Source organism: Klebsiella sp. HMSC16A12, assembly GCF_001808265.1.
Classification (GTDB): domain Bacteria; phylum Pseudomonadota; class Gammaproteobacteria; order Enterobacterales; family Enterobacteriaceae; genus Klebsiella; species Klebsiella pneumoniae.
In genome coordinates this window covers 80,410-93,005 of record NZ_KV792636.1, presented here as the reverse complement: position 1 = coordinate 93,005, position 12,596 = coordinate 80,410, and the positions used below count along the sequence as shown (strand labels likewise).

General features: G+C 63.0%; 13 protein-coding genes. 6 read left to right on the top strand and 7 right to left on the bottom strand.

Features of this window, described 5'->3' with window-relative positions:
• Together HMPREF3140_RS29675 and HMPREF3140_RS20015 are read left to right on the top strand one after the other, a co-directional pair.
• The coding region (locus HMPREF3140_RS29675; RefSeq protein ID WP_416376821.1) for a hypothetical protein at positions 1 to 109 on the top strand (109 nt) is incomplete at its 5' end.
• A gap of 112 nt (positions 110 to 221) precedes the next feature.
• Positions 222 to 959, top strand: coding sequence for a glutamine amidotransferase (locus tag HMPREF3140_RS20015; protein WP_016946774.1), 738 nt, complete (start codon positions 222 to 224; stop codon positions 957 to 959).
• Here HMPREF3140_RS20015 and pqqF read toward each other — a convergent pair.
• The 7 genes from pqqF to HMPREF3140_RS19980 form a co-directional block, all read right to left on the bottom strand.
• Positions 956 to 3,241, bottom strand: a complete 2,286-nt coding sequence (pqqF, locus tag HMPREF3140_RS20010; protein ID WP_064185793.1) for a pyrroloquinoline quinone biosynthesis protein PqqF — start codon at positions 3,239 to 3,241, stop codon at positions 956 to 958. The genes HMPREF3140_RS20015 and pqqF overlap by 4 nt on opposite strands.
• Positions 3,241 to 4,383 (bottom strand): pyrroloquinoline quinone biosynthesis protein PqqE, encoded by a 1,143-nt coding sequence (gene pqqE, locus HMPREF3140_RS20005; RefSeq protein WP_070553081.1) that lies wholly within the window; start codon positions 4,381 to 4,383, stop codon positions 3,241 to 3,243. Before pqqE ends, pqqF begins: the two co-directional genes overlap by 1 nt.
• The gene (gene pqqD / locus HMPREF3140_RS20000; RefSeq protein WP_002905695.1) at positions 4,370 to 4,648 is read right to left on the bottom strand and encodes a pyrroloquinoline quinone biosynthesis peptide chaperone PqqD; all 279 of its coding nucleotides are present in this window, start codon (positions 4,646 to 4,648) and stop codon (positions 4,370 to 4,372) included. The genes pqqE and pqqD overlap by 14 nt, the downstream gene beginning before the upstream one ends.
• Positions 4,649 to 4,650: 2 nt before the next feature.
• Positions 4,651 to 5,406, bottom strand: a complete 756-nt coding sequence (gene pqqC / locus HMPREF3140_RS19995) for a pyrroloquinoline-quinone synthase PqqC (protein ID WP_004143685.1) — start codon at positions 5,404 to 5,406, stop codon at positions 4,651 to 4,653.
• On the bottom strand, positions 5,400 to 6,326 hold the full coding sequence (pqqB, locus tag HMPREF3140_RS19990; protein ID WP_004148467.1) for a pyrroloquinoline quinone biosynthesis protein PqqB: 927 nt from the start codon (positions 6,324 to 6,326) through the stop codon (positions 5,400 to 5,402). Before pqqB ends, pqqC begins: the two co-directional genes overlap by 7 nt.
• Positions 6,327 to 6,380: 54 nt before the next feature.
• Complete coding sequence (pqqA, locus tag HMPREF3140_RS19985; RefSeq protein WP_002905689.1) at positions 6,381 to 6,452, bottom strand: pyrroloquinoline quinone precursor peptide PqqA; 72 nt, start codon at positions 6,450 to 6,452, stop codon at positions 6,381 to 6,383.
• 136 nt (positions 6,453 to 6,588) lie between these two features.
• Positions 6,589 to 7,608 carry a dipeptidase gene (locus tag HMPREF3140_RS19980; RefSeq protein WP_032411537.1) on the bottom strand — a complete coding sequence of 340 codons (1,020 nt, stop codon included), beginning with the start codon at positions 7,606 to 7,608 and terminating at the stop codon, positions 6,589 to 6,591.
• Between the two features lie 242 nt (positions 7,609 to 7,850).
• Between HMPREF3140_RS19980 and HMPREF3140_RS19975 the strand changes: the two genes are divergently transcribed.
• From HMPREF3140_RS19975 to HMPREF3140_RS19960, 4 genes are all read left to right on the top strand, one after another.
• Positions 7,851 to 8,843: an alpha/beta fold hydrolase gene (locus HMPREF3140_RS19975; RefSeq protein WP_023285174.1), complete on the top strand. Its 993-nt coding sequence runs from the start codon at positions 7,851 to 7,853 to the stop codon at positions 8,841 to 8,843.
• Positions 8,844 to 8,929: 86 nt separating this feature from the next.
• Complete coding sequence (locus HMPREF3140_RS19970; protein ID WP_004180014.1) at positions 8,930 to 9,670, top strand: response regulator; 741 nt, start codon at positions 8,930 to 8,932, stop codon at positions 9,668 to 9,670.
• Complete coding sequence (locus HMPREF3140_RS19965) at positions 9,667 to 11,010, top strand: ATP-binding protein (protein WP_023286472.1); 1,344 nt, start codon at positions 9,667 to 9,669, stop codon at positions 11,008 to 11,010. The genes HMPREF3140_RS19970 and HMPREF3140_RS19965 overlap by 4 nt, the downstream gene beginning before the upstream one ends.
• A gap of 102 nt (positions 11,011 to 11,112) precedes the next feature.
• Positions 11,113 to 12,303 carry a cytochrome c biogenesis protein/redoxin gene (locus HMPREF3140_RS19960; protein ID WP_023342793.1) on the top strand — a complete coding sequence of 397 codons (1,191 nt, stop codon included), beginning with the start codon at positions 11,113 to 11,115 and terminating at the stop codon, positions 12,301 to 12,303.
• The last annotated feature ends 293 nt before the right edge of the window (positions 12,304 to 12,596 follow it).

Below are 12,596 nucleotides of genomic sequence, written 5' to 3'. Positions count from 1 at the left end.
GGTGGCCGGACCGACGGCGCGCGCCATCCTGGACCATATTTTTGTCCCGCAGCAGGCATCTTCGGCGGCAGCCGATGTGCCGCAGCGTGACAGCGCCGATGCCCAGTAAGCGACAGGACTTATTCCGCAGGCGCATCGTCCATAGTAATTGGTTATTTGTCCCATCGTCTTCCCGGCGGCATAGTGTTTTACGGGAACATGACCCGGAGCGAGGAGGAAAGGTGACACGTAACCGATTACTGCTGGTCCAGACCGGCACGCCGCCGACGGCCATTCGCCAGGCGCATGGCGATCTGCCGCGCTGGTTTCGCACGCTGCTGGCGCCGTGGCAGACGCAGCTCACCACGGTGCGGGTGTTTGAAGATGAACCGCTGCCGACGCCGGATAACCAGACCATAGCGGTGCTGACCGGCTCGTGGGCGATGGTAACCGATCGTCTGGCGTGGAGCGAACGGACCGCCGACTGGATCCGGCAGGCGGTGGCTATCGACATGCCGCTGTTCGGCGTTTGTTATGGTCATCAACTGATGGCCCATGCCCTGGGGGGCGAGGTGGCGTATCATCCTGGCGGGCGGGAAAGCGGCAGCCAAACCATTACGCTGTCGCCATGGGGTATCGATGATCCGCTGCTGAGCGGCCTGCCGGCTACATTTCCTGCGCATCTGAGCCATTTGCAAACCGTGACTCGTCTGCCGGAAGGGGCCACGGTGCTGGCCGCGTCCTCCCACGATCCCCACCAGATTGTGCGCTATGGGCCGCACGCGGTCTCTACGCAATTTCACCCGGAATTTACCGCGCCGATAGCCCGTTCGCTGATCCGCCACCGGGAGGCGGTGCTGCAGGCGGAAGGTATTGACGCGCAGCGGTTACACGACGAGGTGCAGGAGAGCCCGCAGGGCGCGGCGATCCTTACGCGCTTCGTCAGCGCCTTTCTGACCCCGGATGCCCCCGGCCATTAATCCCCTGTCGTGAACAGCACCTGCCAGCGGCGACGCCGGCGGGTCATTTCGCGTGCCAGATCGGCCACCTCTGCAACGCGCAGCGCGTCGACCGCCTGCGGCGTTAGCTCTGGTAAACCATACTCCTGACGCAGGGCGGACAGCGCCCGCGCCTCAGGCGGCCTGCTGGCGCGGATCTGAGCGGCCAGGCGCTGCTGTAGCGGTCTGAAGGTCGCCTCATCCATGGGGGCCAGCTGGCGCAGAAAGTCTTTACCACAGCGCAGCAATTCCCCGGCGCGGCGATCCGGGGACTGGAGCGCCATCAGCAGCCCGTCGCGATCGGCGACCCGCTGATAGCGGCAGCTCACCACATAGCCAATCTGCTGCTCCACCCGCAGGCGCTGGAAAAATAGCGGCTCACAATGCTGCGCCAGCAGCCGCAGGGCCGCCAGCGAGGCGCCATCCGGCAGCGGAATGAAGACCAGCAGCGCCGTATCGCCTCCCGGATAAACCAGACGTTCGACGCCGCGGCGGCAGGGCGCCGGAGCGGGCATCGGCGGATTAACCGGGGCGGTAATCAGGCTCAGCTGACGCGCTATCCACTGCGCATCTTCTGCGCTGCCGCCGGCCAGGGCCGCCAGCCAACCTTTCTGATGCCCGGATGTACCCAGCCGTTCGGGGAGTTGAGCCATGAGATAACGGATAGCGATACTTTCCGGCGGTGGGGTCAGCGAGGCGACCGGGAGCGCGAGCTGCCGCAGGATGGCCTGCAGGATCGCCTCCGGCCGTCGGCCTGGCTCCGGCAGCTGGAGGGTCAACTGCCAGCTGCCGTCGAACAGATGCCACTCGCCGTGTCCCCCGGCATGGCGCAGGGCGGCAAGCTGTGGGCGCAGCTGTTCCCCACGCGCCAGTCCTTCGGCCTGATCGGGCGAGCAGTAGAAGGGCGGTCGCAGCAGGAGCCTCGGCGGCTCTTCCGGTAACGGGAGATGGAGCAGCGGCGCGGCTTTCTCCGGGCATTTGGCAACGAGATCGCCAGCGGCCTGCGGATAGAAAGCGAACGCCAGCGCCGGGTCAGACTCAGGGCGGCGGCGCCAGCGGCTAAGCGGCAGGCTAAAGCCCTGGGTGGCAACAGGCTCCCATGGGGAAACGGTTTGACAGGCCAGGCTGACCGACGGGGCGGCCTGCAGGGCGGCGCAAAAATCGGCGAACCCGGCGGGCGGCGCGCCGGGGGCAAAGCCGAATGCCCGCTGGCGCAGCTGATCGAGAGGCGACAGCGCCTGAAAGCGGCGGCGGGATAGCTGATAGTAGTGTTGCTGCTGCTCAGGCGTCGTTTGCTGTAGCGCCTGCAGCCAGTGGGTTATCTGCCGGTCGACCTCTTCCGGCCGGTCGCTGGCGAAGACCAGCGCCAGCCAGCCGAGGTACCGATCCTGATACAGCCAGTTCAGCGCCACATCCCCGGCCAGCCGGCGCTGGCGCAGGCTGGCCATCAGGCTGCCGGGGGCTTCATCCAGCAAAAACTCGCGCAGTAACGTGACGTTGTCACTTAAAGCGATCAGCGGGCAGCGCCACAGCGCGGGCTGGCTGGAGACCGCCAGCTGCAGTGCAGTGAACTCGCCCAGGCGCAGCGGCGGCGCCGGCGGCGGAGGCTCGCCTGCGGCAAGCCCGGCGGCGAAACGGGCCGCCAGCTCGCCGAGCGCCTCCAGCGACTGCGGTCCCTGCAGCCAGAGCTGCATTCGCCGGGCGACGTAATGGGTGCGGTGAAAATCGCCTAAGGCGGCCTGCAGCGCAGCGAGATCGCCCGCCAGCGCGTCGGCGCTGCCTACCTGAAAGCGGCGAAACGCCGCGGGCGCGCTGGCGGCGTGGCGCACCGCGGCTTCCCGGCGCGATGGCTCATGCTGCTGGATCAGGCGGTACTCGGCGTCAATCACCGCCACTTCGCGCTGAATATCTTCCCTGAGCAGCAGCGGGGCCTGCAGCATCTCCTGTAGACGCGCGACGCCATCAGCCAGAGCATCGGCGGCAACCTCGAAAAAGAACGCGCTATGGCGAGCCAGGGTGGTGGCATTCACGCTTCCGCCCTGGCGCTGCACCCAGCCCATCAGTCGGTCATCATCCTGGTAGCGCTCTCCGCCGTAAAACAGCAGGTGTTCCAGCAGGTGCGCCAGCCCAGGGAAGCGCGACGGTTCGTGGTGGCTGCCGGCGGCGACCCGCGCCAGGGCAGCCGCGCGATCCGCCTGCGGCTGATGGACCAGGGTGGCCTGCAGGCCGCCCGGCAAAATGACGGTGCGGGTCGCCAGCGTCATTACAGGTCCCGGGTTTGGTAGATCAGCTGCGAGCGGGTACGGTTGCGGAACTGCAGCTGGCTGACTTTTATGTCGCTGCAGGCCGCTTCGCGCCTGGCCTCGAGGATTTTGTGATGATGCGGGGATTTGCTGCACACCGGGTCGGCGTTATCGGCGCTGCCGGTCAGCATAAAGGCCTGGCAGCGGCAGCCGCCGAAGTCCTTCTCTTTTTCATCACAGGAGCGGCACGGCTCCGGCATCCAGTCATACCCGCGGTAGCGATTGAAGCCGAATGAGTCATACCAGATCGATTCCAGACTCTGCTCCAGCACCGACGGAAATGCCACCGGCAGCTGGCGCGCGCTGTGGCAAGGCAGGGCGGTGCCTTCCGGGGTGACGCTGAGGAAAATCGATCCCCAGCCGCCCATGCAGCCTTTCGGCCGCTCTTCGTAATAGTCCGGGGTGACGAACAGCAGGTTGGTGAGGTTGCCGCTGGCGGCCATTTTCTGCCGGTAGTCAGCGACCACCTGCTCGGCGCGGGCGATCTGTTCCCGGGTCGGCAGCAGCCCTTCGCGATTAAGAAACGCCCACCCGTAGAACTGGCAGGTGGCCAGCTCAACGTCATCGGCTTCCAGCTCAATGCACAGCTCGATAATTTTATCGAGCTGGTCGATGTTGTGCCGGTGGAGAACGAAGTTGAGCACCATCGGGTAGTCGCGCGCTTTCACGGCTTTGGCCATGGTCAGCTTCTGCTGGAAGGCTTTTTTGTTGCCGGCCAGCGCGGCGTTGAGCACTTCATCGCTGGCCTGGAAGCTAATCTGGATATGGTCCAGCCCGGCCTCGCTGAAGGCGTCCAGTTTGCTCTCCGTCAGCCCTATCCCGGAGGTGATCAGGTTGGTATAGAACCCGAGGTTGCGCGCGGCGCGGATCAGCTCCGGCAGATCTTTACGGGTCAGCGGCTCGCCGCCGGAAAAGCCCAGCTGAACGCTGCCCATCGCCCGCGCCTGGCGAAAGACCTCGATCCATTGTTCGGTGGTCAGCTCCTTATCCTGCCGGGCGAAGTCCAGCGGATTGGAACAGTAGGGACACTGCAGCGGGCAGCGGTAGGTCAGCTCCGCCAGCAGCCACAGCGGCGGATTGACGGTGGGTTTACTCTGGTTCACGGCAGGTGATCCACTTCTGTTGACAGGCGATCTTCAGGAACTCGATGACGTCGTCATCGACGCCGCCGGCTTCCGGGAAACGTTCATTAAGCATGGCGATAATCGCCGCGACGTCGCGCCGGCCATCGACCAGCTCGAGGATCGCCGCGGCGGTCTCATTGAGTTTGGCCATACCCTCCGGATAGAGGATCACATGGCTCTCCTGGGCGGCTTCCCACTGCAGTCGGTAGCCGCGACGAAAGGCAACGATGGACGTTTTCTGCATGATTACACCAGTCGGGTCGTGTGCCAGGCCGCCTTGTCGGTGACCGTGTGATAGGGTGGGCGCTGCAGGGCATAGGCCATGGTCATGGCATCGAGCATCGACCACAGAATGTCGAGCTTAAACTGCAGGATCTCCAGCATCCGGTTCTGTTTTTCAGCGCTGTCGCAGTAGGCCTTGGCCAGCGCCAGGCCATGCTCAACGTCGCGATTGGCCTGGCTCAGACGACTGCGGAAGTAAAAGTAGCCTTCCTCTTTGATCCATGGATAATGCTGCGGCCAGCTGTCGAGGCGCGACTGATGGATCTGCGGGGCGAACAGCTCGGTCAGGGAGCTGCAGGCCGCCTCCTGCCAGCAGGCGCGACGAGCGAAATTAAGATAGGCATCCACTGCGAATCGCACGCCGGGCAGCACGTGACGCTCGCTGAGCAGATCGTCGCGGCTCAAACCGACCGCTTCCCCCAGCCGCAGCCAGGCTTCAATCCCGCCGTCCTCGCCGTGGCTGCCGTCGTGGTCGAGGATCCGCTGCACCCATTTGCGCCGGGTTTGCGCATCCGGGCAGTTGGCCATAATCGCCGCGTCTTTCAGCGGAATAGTGGTCTGGTAATAAAACCGGTTCGCCACCCAACCCTGAATTTGCTCGCGGGTCGCGTCGCCGTTATGCATGGCGATGTGGTAAGGGTGGTGAATATGGTAGAAGGCGCCTTTAGCCCGCAGAGCCTCTTCAAAGGCCTGCGGCGACAGCGTGTCAGTGATCAGCATGCGGTATCCTGAAGGGTGATTGCCATCCCGTCCCAGCTCACTTCGATCCCCTGTTGCGTTAGCGCCTGGCGCTGGGGAGACTGCTCGTTAAGGATCGGGTTGGTGTTATTAATATGAATGAGAATTTTGCGTTTTGCCGGCAGGGAGGCCAGCAGGGCCATCATCCCGTGCTCATCGCCGAGCGCCAGGTGGCCCATATCGCGGCCGGTATTGCGCCCGACGCCGGCGGCCTGCAGCTCATCATCCTGCCAGACGGTGCCATCGATCAGCAGACAGTCCGCTTTTTGCAGCCAGGGCAGAAGGGTTTCATCCGGCTCACCCAGCCCCGGGGCATAGAACAGCGTCTGCCCGTTGCGGCGGTTTTCGATAAACAGCGCCACGTTATGACCCGGCAGCGGCCGGTCGCGATACGGCGAATAGGGCGGCGCGTTGCTGGCGATAGGCACCGCGGTAAACTGCAAATCAGGACAGGCGTCAACGGTAAAAGGCTGCTGCGGAGCGATGGGATGATGCACCAGGCCGCCGTTCCAGTGCCGCAGCATGGTAAACACCGGGAAGCCGGTGGAGAGATCCTCATGAACCTCCGGGGTGCACCAGACCTGATGTGGGCAGCCTTCCCGCAGGCTCAGCAACCCGGTGGTGTGGTCGATCTGGCTGTCGGTGAGAATAATGCCGCCGATATGCGTTCCGCGCAGTACGCCGGCTTTATTTAACTCGGGGGTATGGGCAATCTGCTGGCTGATATCCGGCGAGGCGTTGCACAGCACCCACTCTTTACCGTTGTCGCTGACGATAATTGACGACTGGGTGCGGGGGGCAGCCTGAATGGTGCCATCGCGCAGACCCTGACAGTTGGCGCAGTTGCAGTTCCATTGCGGGAAACCGCCGCCGGCGGCGGAACCGAGGACTTTAATGAACATGAAGACGGACCGGGTAATGAATGAAGGTGCCCGCGCGAACGGCGGGCGGGGCGATTAACGGTTAGAAATGTACAGCGTCACTTCCAGACCGAGACGTAAATCGATAAAAGCAGGTTTCTTCCACATGTTTTGTTCCTCTTAAAAATGACTACAGGCCTCACGGATAATGGTGGATCTGTGATGGCTGCCGCATATTGCGCTTCACCGGGAGAGAGATCAACCCGGAATCTGTAAGGAATTAACTTTATGTTTACAATATAACCTATTGTTGCCAAACATTTTTTAATACCCGTAGCCAGTTCCGCCACAGCAGCTTATCCAGCACCAATTGATCATAGCCGCTAGCGCGCAAGGTATTGATAAGCCGCGGTAAGCCGGCCACATCGCCCAGCTCGTCCGGCAGGGTGATGCCGTCAAAATCCGAGCCAAGGGCCACATGATCCTCACCCATTATGTTAATAAGATAGTCGATATGCCGGACAATGGTGGTTAAGGGCGTGTCGCTATCGCGCCGGCCGTCGGCGCGCAGGAAAGCATTGCCGAAATTGACGCCCACCACGCCGCCGCTGTCGCGGATCGCCCGCAGTTGCTGGTCGGTCAGATTGCGCGGCTGCGGGCACAGGGCGTGGGCATTGGAGTGGGTGGCCACCAGCGGTGACGTTGAGTGATGGGCGGTATCCCAGAACGCTTTTTCATTCATATGAGACACGTCAATCTGCATCTTCAAGGCATTGGCCTGCTTAATCAGATCGATACCTGACGCAGTCAGTCCAGGCCCAGTGTCCGGGCTACCGGGAAACGAACCGTTAACGCCGCTGCCGAAGCGGTTCGCAATATTCCAGAACGGACCAATGCTGCGGACCCCGGCGGCATAAAAGGCCTGCAGGTCGCGGCCCTCGCCATCAAAACCTCCGGCACCCTCAATATGCGCCACCATCGCCAGTACCTCATCCTCGCGGCAGCGTTCGATATCCGCCGCGCTCAGACACAATCTCAAGCGTCCAGCGGAGTGGGCGATAAGTTGCTTCAGGATGTCCAGTTGCTGCCAGAGGATATCGATCGGATCCCATCGTTGGCTGGCGTATTGCGGCGTCATACGGGCAATATATTCCTGCGGTGGCACGAATAGCGCGAATAGCCCGCCGGCAAATCCGCCTTGCAGCATGCGCGGATAGTCGAGATGGCCGTTCTCTATCCCGGCAAAGAAGGCGCTCACCGGATCCTCGCGATGGTGAAGCCAGAGATTCAGCAGCAGGTCATTGTGACCATCAAAAATCGCCATAGCGGGTTCCTGCGTTCTTAAGTGGTGAAAAATGCCTGCCACGGTAACGGATTTATCTCCCGGGGCAAGCATAAATTCACATGCCCGCAACAATTGCCAACCTCGACTTTGTTTCACACTGTATCTCGCGGCGCAGCGCTGACATTAAGAGATAAAAATGGCCCCGGTCGGGCACATGGCGGATACAAATTTCCGCTTTACTGGTCACTACTCTCTTGATGAAGATAAAAGGTGAGAAAACGATGAACAGATTATCCCTAGTCCGCTATACCAGCGCCGTGGCGCTGGGGTTATCCTCCCTGTGGTCCGCCGCCGTTTGCGCCGCTGAAGACGCGGGGGCGTTCGTCAAGATCCAGCAGATCCGCGCCGGCGACCTGAATATTGGCTACGTGGATATCGGCCCACGCGACGGCCAGCCGGTGATCCTGCTGCACGGCTGGCCCTACGACATTCAGAGCTATGCCCAGGTGGCGCCGGCTCTAGCGCAGAAGGGTTACCGGGTGATCGTGCCGTATCTGCGTGGCTACGGCACGACCCGTTTCCTCTCCGCCAGCACGCCGCGTAACGGTCAACCGTCGGCGATGGCGGCCGATATTGTCCATCTGATGGACGCCCTTAACATCAGGCAGGCGGATCTGGCCGGTTTTGACTGGGGCGCGCGCACGGCGGATATCGTCGCCGCGCTGTGGCCGCAGCGGGTGAAATCCCTGGTCTCGGTGAGCGGGTATCTGATCAGCAGTCAGCAGATTGGCGAAAAACCGCTGCCGCCGCAGGCTGAGCTGTCGTGGTGGTATCAATTCTATTTTGCCACTCCGCGTGGGGAGGCCGGTTACCGGCAAAACACCCACGACTTTGCGAAATTTATCTGGCATCAGGCGTCGCCGCAGTGGCAATTCAGCGACGCGACCTTTGCCAAAACCGCCCAGGCGTTGGATAACCCGGACCATGTGGCGATCACCATCAGCAACTACCGCTGGCGCCTGGGGCTGGAGAAAGGGGAAGCGAAGTATGCCGGCTATGAACAACGGCTGGCGGTGCTACCGCCGATAACCGTGCCCACCATCACCCTGGAAGGGGCGAATAACGGCGCGCCGCATCCGGCTCCCGCCAGCTACCGTGCCAAATTTACCGGTAAATATGAGCACCGGGATCTGCCGGGAGCGGTGGGCCATAACCCGCCGCAGGAGGATCCGACGGCGTTTGTGCAGGCGGTGGTGGACGCCGATCGTTTGTAACCCGCGCCTTGCCGGCGGCGCGACGTTGCGCTTCCGGCAACACGGCTTATGCTTGTGAAGAGTTTATTTTGCCGCAGGAGCAGCCTTTGGAGCGTATTGACCACATCCTGGTCGTCGACGACGACCGCGACATCCGGGAACTGATTGTCGACTATCTGGAAAAATCGGGATATCGCGCCAGCGGCGCGGCGAACGGCAAAGCCATGTGGTCGGTACTCAAAAACCATCAAATTGACCTGATTGTGCTGGATATTATGATGCCGGGAGAGGATGGCTTAACGCTCTGTCGCCAGCTGCGCGCTAACCCGCAGCAGGATATCCCGGTGCTGATGCTCACCGCCCGCACCGATGACAGCGACCGGATCCTCGGCCTGGAAATGGGGGCTGACGATTATCTGATTAAGCCCTTTGTGGCTCGCGAACTGCTGGCGCGCATCAAAGCCATTTTACGCCGCACCCGGGCGCTGCCGCCGAACCTGCAGATCACCGAGGCGGGCAGGCTGATCGCCTTTGGCGACTGGCTGCTCGACACTGCCGCTCGCCATTTGCTGGACGACAGCGGCGCCATCGTCGCCCTCAGCGGGGCGGAGTATCGGCTGCTGCGGGTGTTTCTCGACCATCCCCAGCGGGTGCTGAACCGCGATCAGCTGCTCAATCTGACCCAGGGACGCGACGCGGAACTGTTTGAGCGGTCAATTGACCTGCTGGTGAGCCGACTGCGCCAGCGGCTACGGGAGGATGCCCGCGAGCCGGCCTACATTAAAACGGTGCGCAGCGAAGGCTATGTGCTGTCGGTGCCGGTCTCCATTCGCGAGAGGCATGAATGAGGTTCTGGCCCGCCTCGCTGCAGTCGAGGCTGATGGCGCTGCTGTTTCTGGCGCTGCTGCTGGCGAATACCTTAACCCTGTCGCTGCTGTTTTATGAGCGTATGAGCAGCGCTCGCAGCGTGATGCTGGGGAATCTGGCTTCCGATGTCGCCACCAGCGTGGCGATCCTTGACCGCCTGCCGGCCGCTGAGCGCCCACAATGGCTGCCGAAGCTGGCGCGCGGCAATTATCGCTATCTGCTGGACGCCGGGGAGCGCGGCGATTACCCGGACAGCTGGCGCGCCCGGGACGCAGCGCGCTCCCTGCAGGAGGCGCTGAGCGCGCAGTATCCGGTAAGTATTGTGGCGATCCCCGGCCCGCGGCAGCATATTCAGGCCCATATTACCCTTCACGACGGCGCGCCGTTGACCCTCGACCTGTGGCCGAAACTACCGGCCATCGCCCGCTGGCTGCCGGTGGTGCTGATCGCTCAGTTTGTCCTCCTGCTGGCCTGCGCCTGGTACGCGGTTCGCCAGGTATTGCTGCCCATCTCCCGCTTTACCCACGCGGTAAATGCCCTGGAGCCGGCCAGCGACACGGCGGGAACTATGGCCGAGCAGGGGCCGGAGGAGGTGCGTCGCGCCGCCCGCGCGTTTAACGCGATGCAGGCGCGCATCCACGATCATCTGCAGGAGCGAGCGCGGATCCTTGCCGCCATCTCCCACGATCTGCAAACCCCGATAACCCGAATGAAGCTGCGGGTGGAGATGGCCGACCAGCCGGAACTGCGCGACAAACTGCTGCAGGATCTCGACAATATGACCCGTCTGGTGCGGGAGGGCATCGCCTTCGCCCGCACCTCGCAGCCGCTGGAGGAGGCGCGACAGCGGCTGAATCTCGATGCGTTTCTCGACACCATCGTCTGCGATTATGCCGATGTCGGCCGGCCGGTCCAGTTTTGTCCCGAAGAGACCGCCGGGGTGGTGTGGGTCCCGCCGCAGGCTCTGCGCCGGGTGATGACCAATCTTATCGATAACGCCTTGAAATTCGGTACGACGGCCACGGTAACCCTGACCCGTGACGCCGTGGGAGATATCACCCTTCATGTGCTGGATGAGGGGCCGGGGATCCCGGAGGCCTCGCTGCAGGAGGTGCTGCAGCCGTTTTATCGCCTGGAGGACTCGCGCAATCGCGATACCGGCGGCACCGGCCTGGGGCTGGCGATCGCCGCGCAGCTGGTCAGCCAGATGGACGGCGCGCTGCGCCTGGCCAACCGCCCGCAGGGCGGCCTGGACGCCAGCGTTCGCCTTGCCGCGGCGGGATTGTATCCTGCTGTATCTCCGGGAAAGACGGATAACTAAGCCGACAATTCTCCCCCTTTCCCGACACATTCGCCTTACATGGCCTTGCTGTAATGTCGTGGCTGCCACTCTCGGCAGCGACGGCATAATGAGGAGAAGGCGATGTCGATATTAATTGCATTTTTGGGCGGAATGTTAACCCTGCTGAGCCCCTGTACGCTGCCGGTGATCCCGCTGCTTTTCGCCAGCGTCCGGGGCCGCCGGGGGCAGCTGGCGATCATGCTGGCAGGAATGGCGCTGATGTTCGGCGCTGTCTCCTGGCTGGTGACGGTCGCCAGCGGCTGGGTGGTGAATCTGACCCTCGCAGGCCGCGGTCTGGCGCTGGCGTTCTTCGCCCTGGTCGGGCTGAGTCTGCTTTCGCAACGCGTCGCGCAACGGCTGACCTCACCCCTGGTAGCGTTGGGGAATCAGCTTAACGATGCCAGTTCACGCCAGCGCGGCTGGATCGGTTCTCTGCTGGCCGGGCTGGCGGTGGGCCTGCTGTGGGCGCCGTGCGCCGGGCCGGTATTGGGGGCGATACTTAGCCTGGGCTTTGTGCATCCGGGGCAGGCGACTACCGGCGGCTTGCTGCTGGCCTACGGCAGCGGCGGGGCGCTGATGTTATTCCTGCTGGGGTGGTGCGGGGCGGCGTTGATCGCCAGATTGCGTCGCGGACAGGCGTTCGGCGAACGGCTGCGCCGGTTGGCAGGGGGGGCAATGCTGGCCTCGGTGGCGCTGATCGCTAGCGGCGGCGATCGCTATCTGCAAAGCGCTGGTGGACTGAGCCAGGCGCTGGAGCAGCGGCTGGCCGCCCGTCTGCCGCAGCCGGAGCAAAAGACCAGCCTCCAGCCGATCGCCGCGCCGCAGCCCAGCAGCGCGATGCCCTCTCTGGCGGGGGGCAGCGCATGGATCAACAGCCCGGCGTTAACTCAGGAGCGTCTGAAGGGCAAAGTGGTGCTGGTGGATTTCTGGACCCGGGAGTGTATCAACTGTCAGCATACCCTGCCTTACGTGCGCGACTGGGCGAACAAATACCGCGCGGCGGGCCTTGTGGTGATTGGCGTTCATACCCCGGAATATCCCTGGGAGCGTTCGTTGCCCCTGCTGCGCCAGGCGGTGAAGGACTGGCGGGTAACCTACCCGGTGGTGGCGGATAATGAGTACGCCATCTGGAACGCCTTCGGCAATCAGTACTGGCCGGCGCATTACATTTTCGACGCTCGCGGACAGCTGCGTTATACCGCATTCGGCGAAGGGGATTATGCCCGCCAGGAGCAGGTGATCCAGCAGCTGCTGCAGGAGAGCAAAGCTTGACCCGCGGCGCAGGCGTCTGGCGGACGGATCTCTCCAGCCTTTATACCCGATGCCGGGCGGCGCTGCGCTTGCCCGGCCTACATCGTTACGGAACCGCGTGTAGGCCCGGTAAGGCGCAGCCGCCACCGGGCATTGAAGCGGGAGAGGCGCTGGATGTCCATTGCCGGTAAGGCGCAATCGCCACCGGGCATTGAAGCGGGAACGGCGCTGGATGTTCATTGCCGGTGACTGCCGGATGGTTCCGTTCATCTCTTGTGCCTGTTGCCGGGCGGCGCTGCGCTTGCCCGGCCTAC

Excerpts from the sequence above, each read along its gene's own strand:
- pqqF (WP_064185793.1), bottom strand. The coding sequence starts at position 3,241 with ATGACGCTGGCGACCCGCACCGTCATTTTGCCGGGCGGCCTGCAGGCC.
- pqqD (WP_002905695.1), bottom strand. The coding sequence starts at position 4,648 with ATGCAGAAAACGTCCATCGTTGCCTTTCGTCGCGGCTACCGACTGCAG.
- pqqC (WP_004143685.1), bottom strand. The coding sequence starts at position 5,406 with ATGCTGATCACTGACACGCTGTCGCCGCAGGCCTTTGAAGAGGCTCTG.
- pqqB (WP_004148467.1), bottom strand. The coding sequence starts at position 6,326 with ATGTTCATTAAAGTCCTCGGTTCCGCCGCCGGCGGCGGTTTCCCGCAA.
- HMPREF3140_RS19980 (WP_032411537.1), bottom strand. The coding sequence starts at position 7,608 with ATGGCGATTTTTGATGGTCACAATGACCTGCTGCTGAATCTCTGGCTT.
- HMPREF3140_RS19975 (WP_023285174.1), top strand. The coding sequence starts at position 7,851 with ATGAACAGATTATCCCTAGTCCGCTATACCAGCGCCGTGGCGCTGGGG.
- HMPREF3140_RS19965 (WP_023286472.1), top strand. The coding sequence starts at position 9,667 with ATGAGGTTCTGGCCCGCCTCGCTGCAGTCGAGGCTGATGGCGCTGCTG.
- HMPREF3140_RS19960 (WP_023342793.1), top strand. The coding sequence starts at position 11,113 with ATGTCGATATTAATTGCATTTTTGGGCGGAATGTTAACCCTGCTGAGC.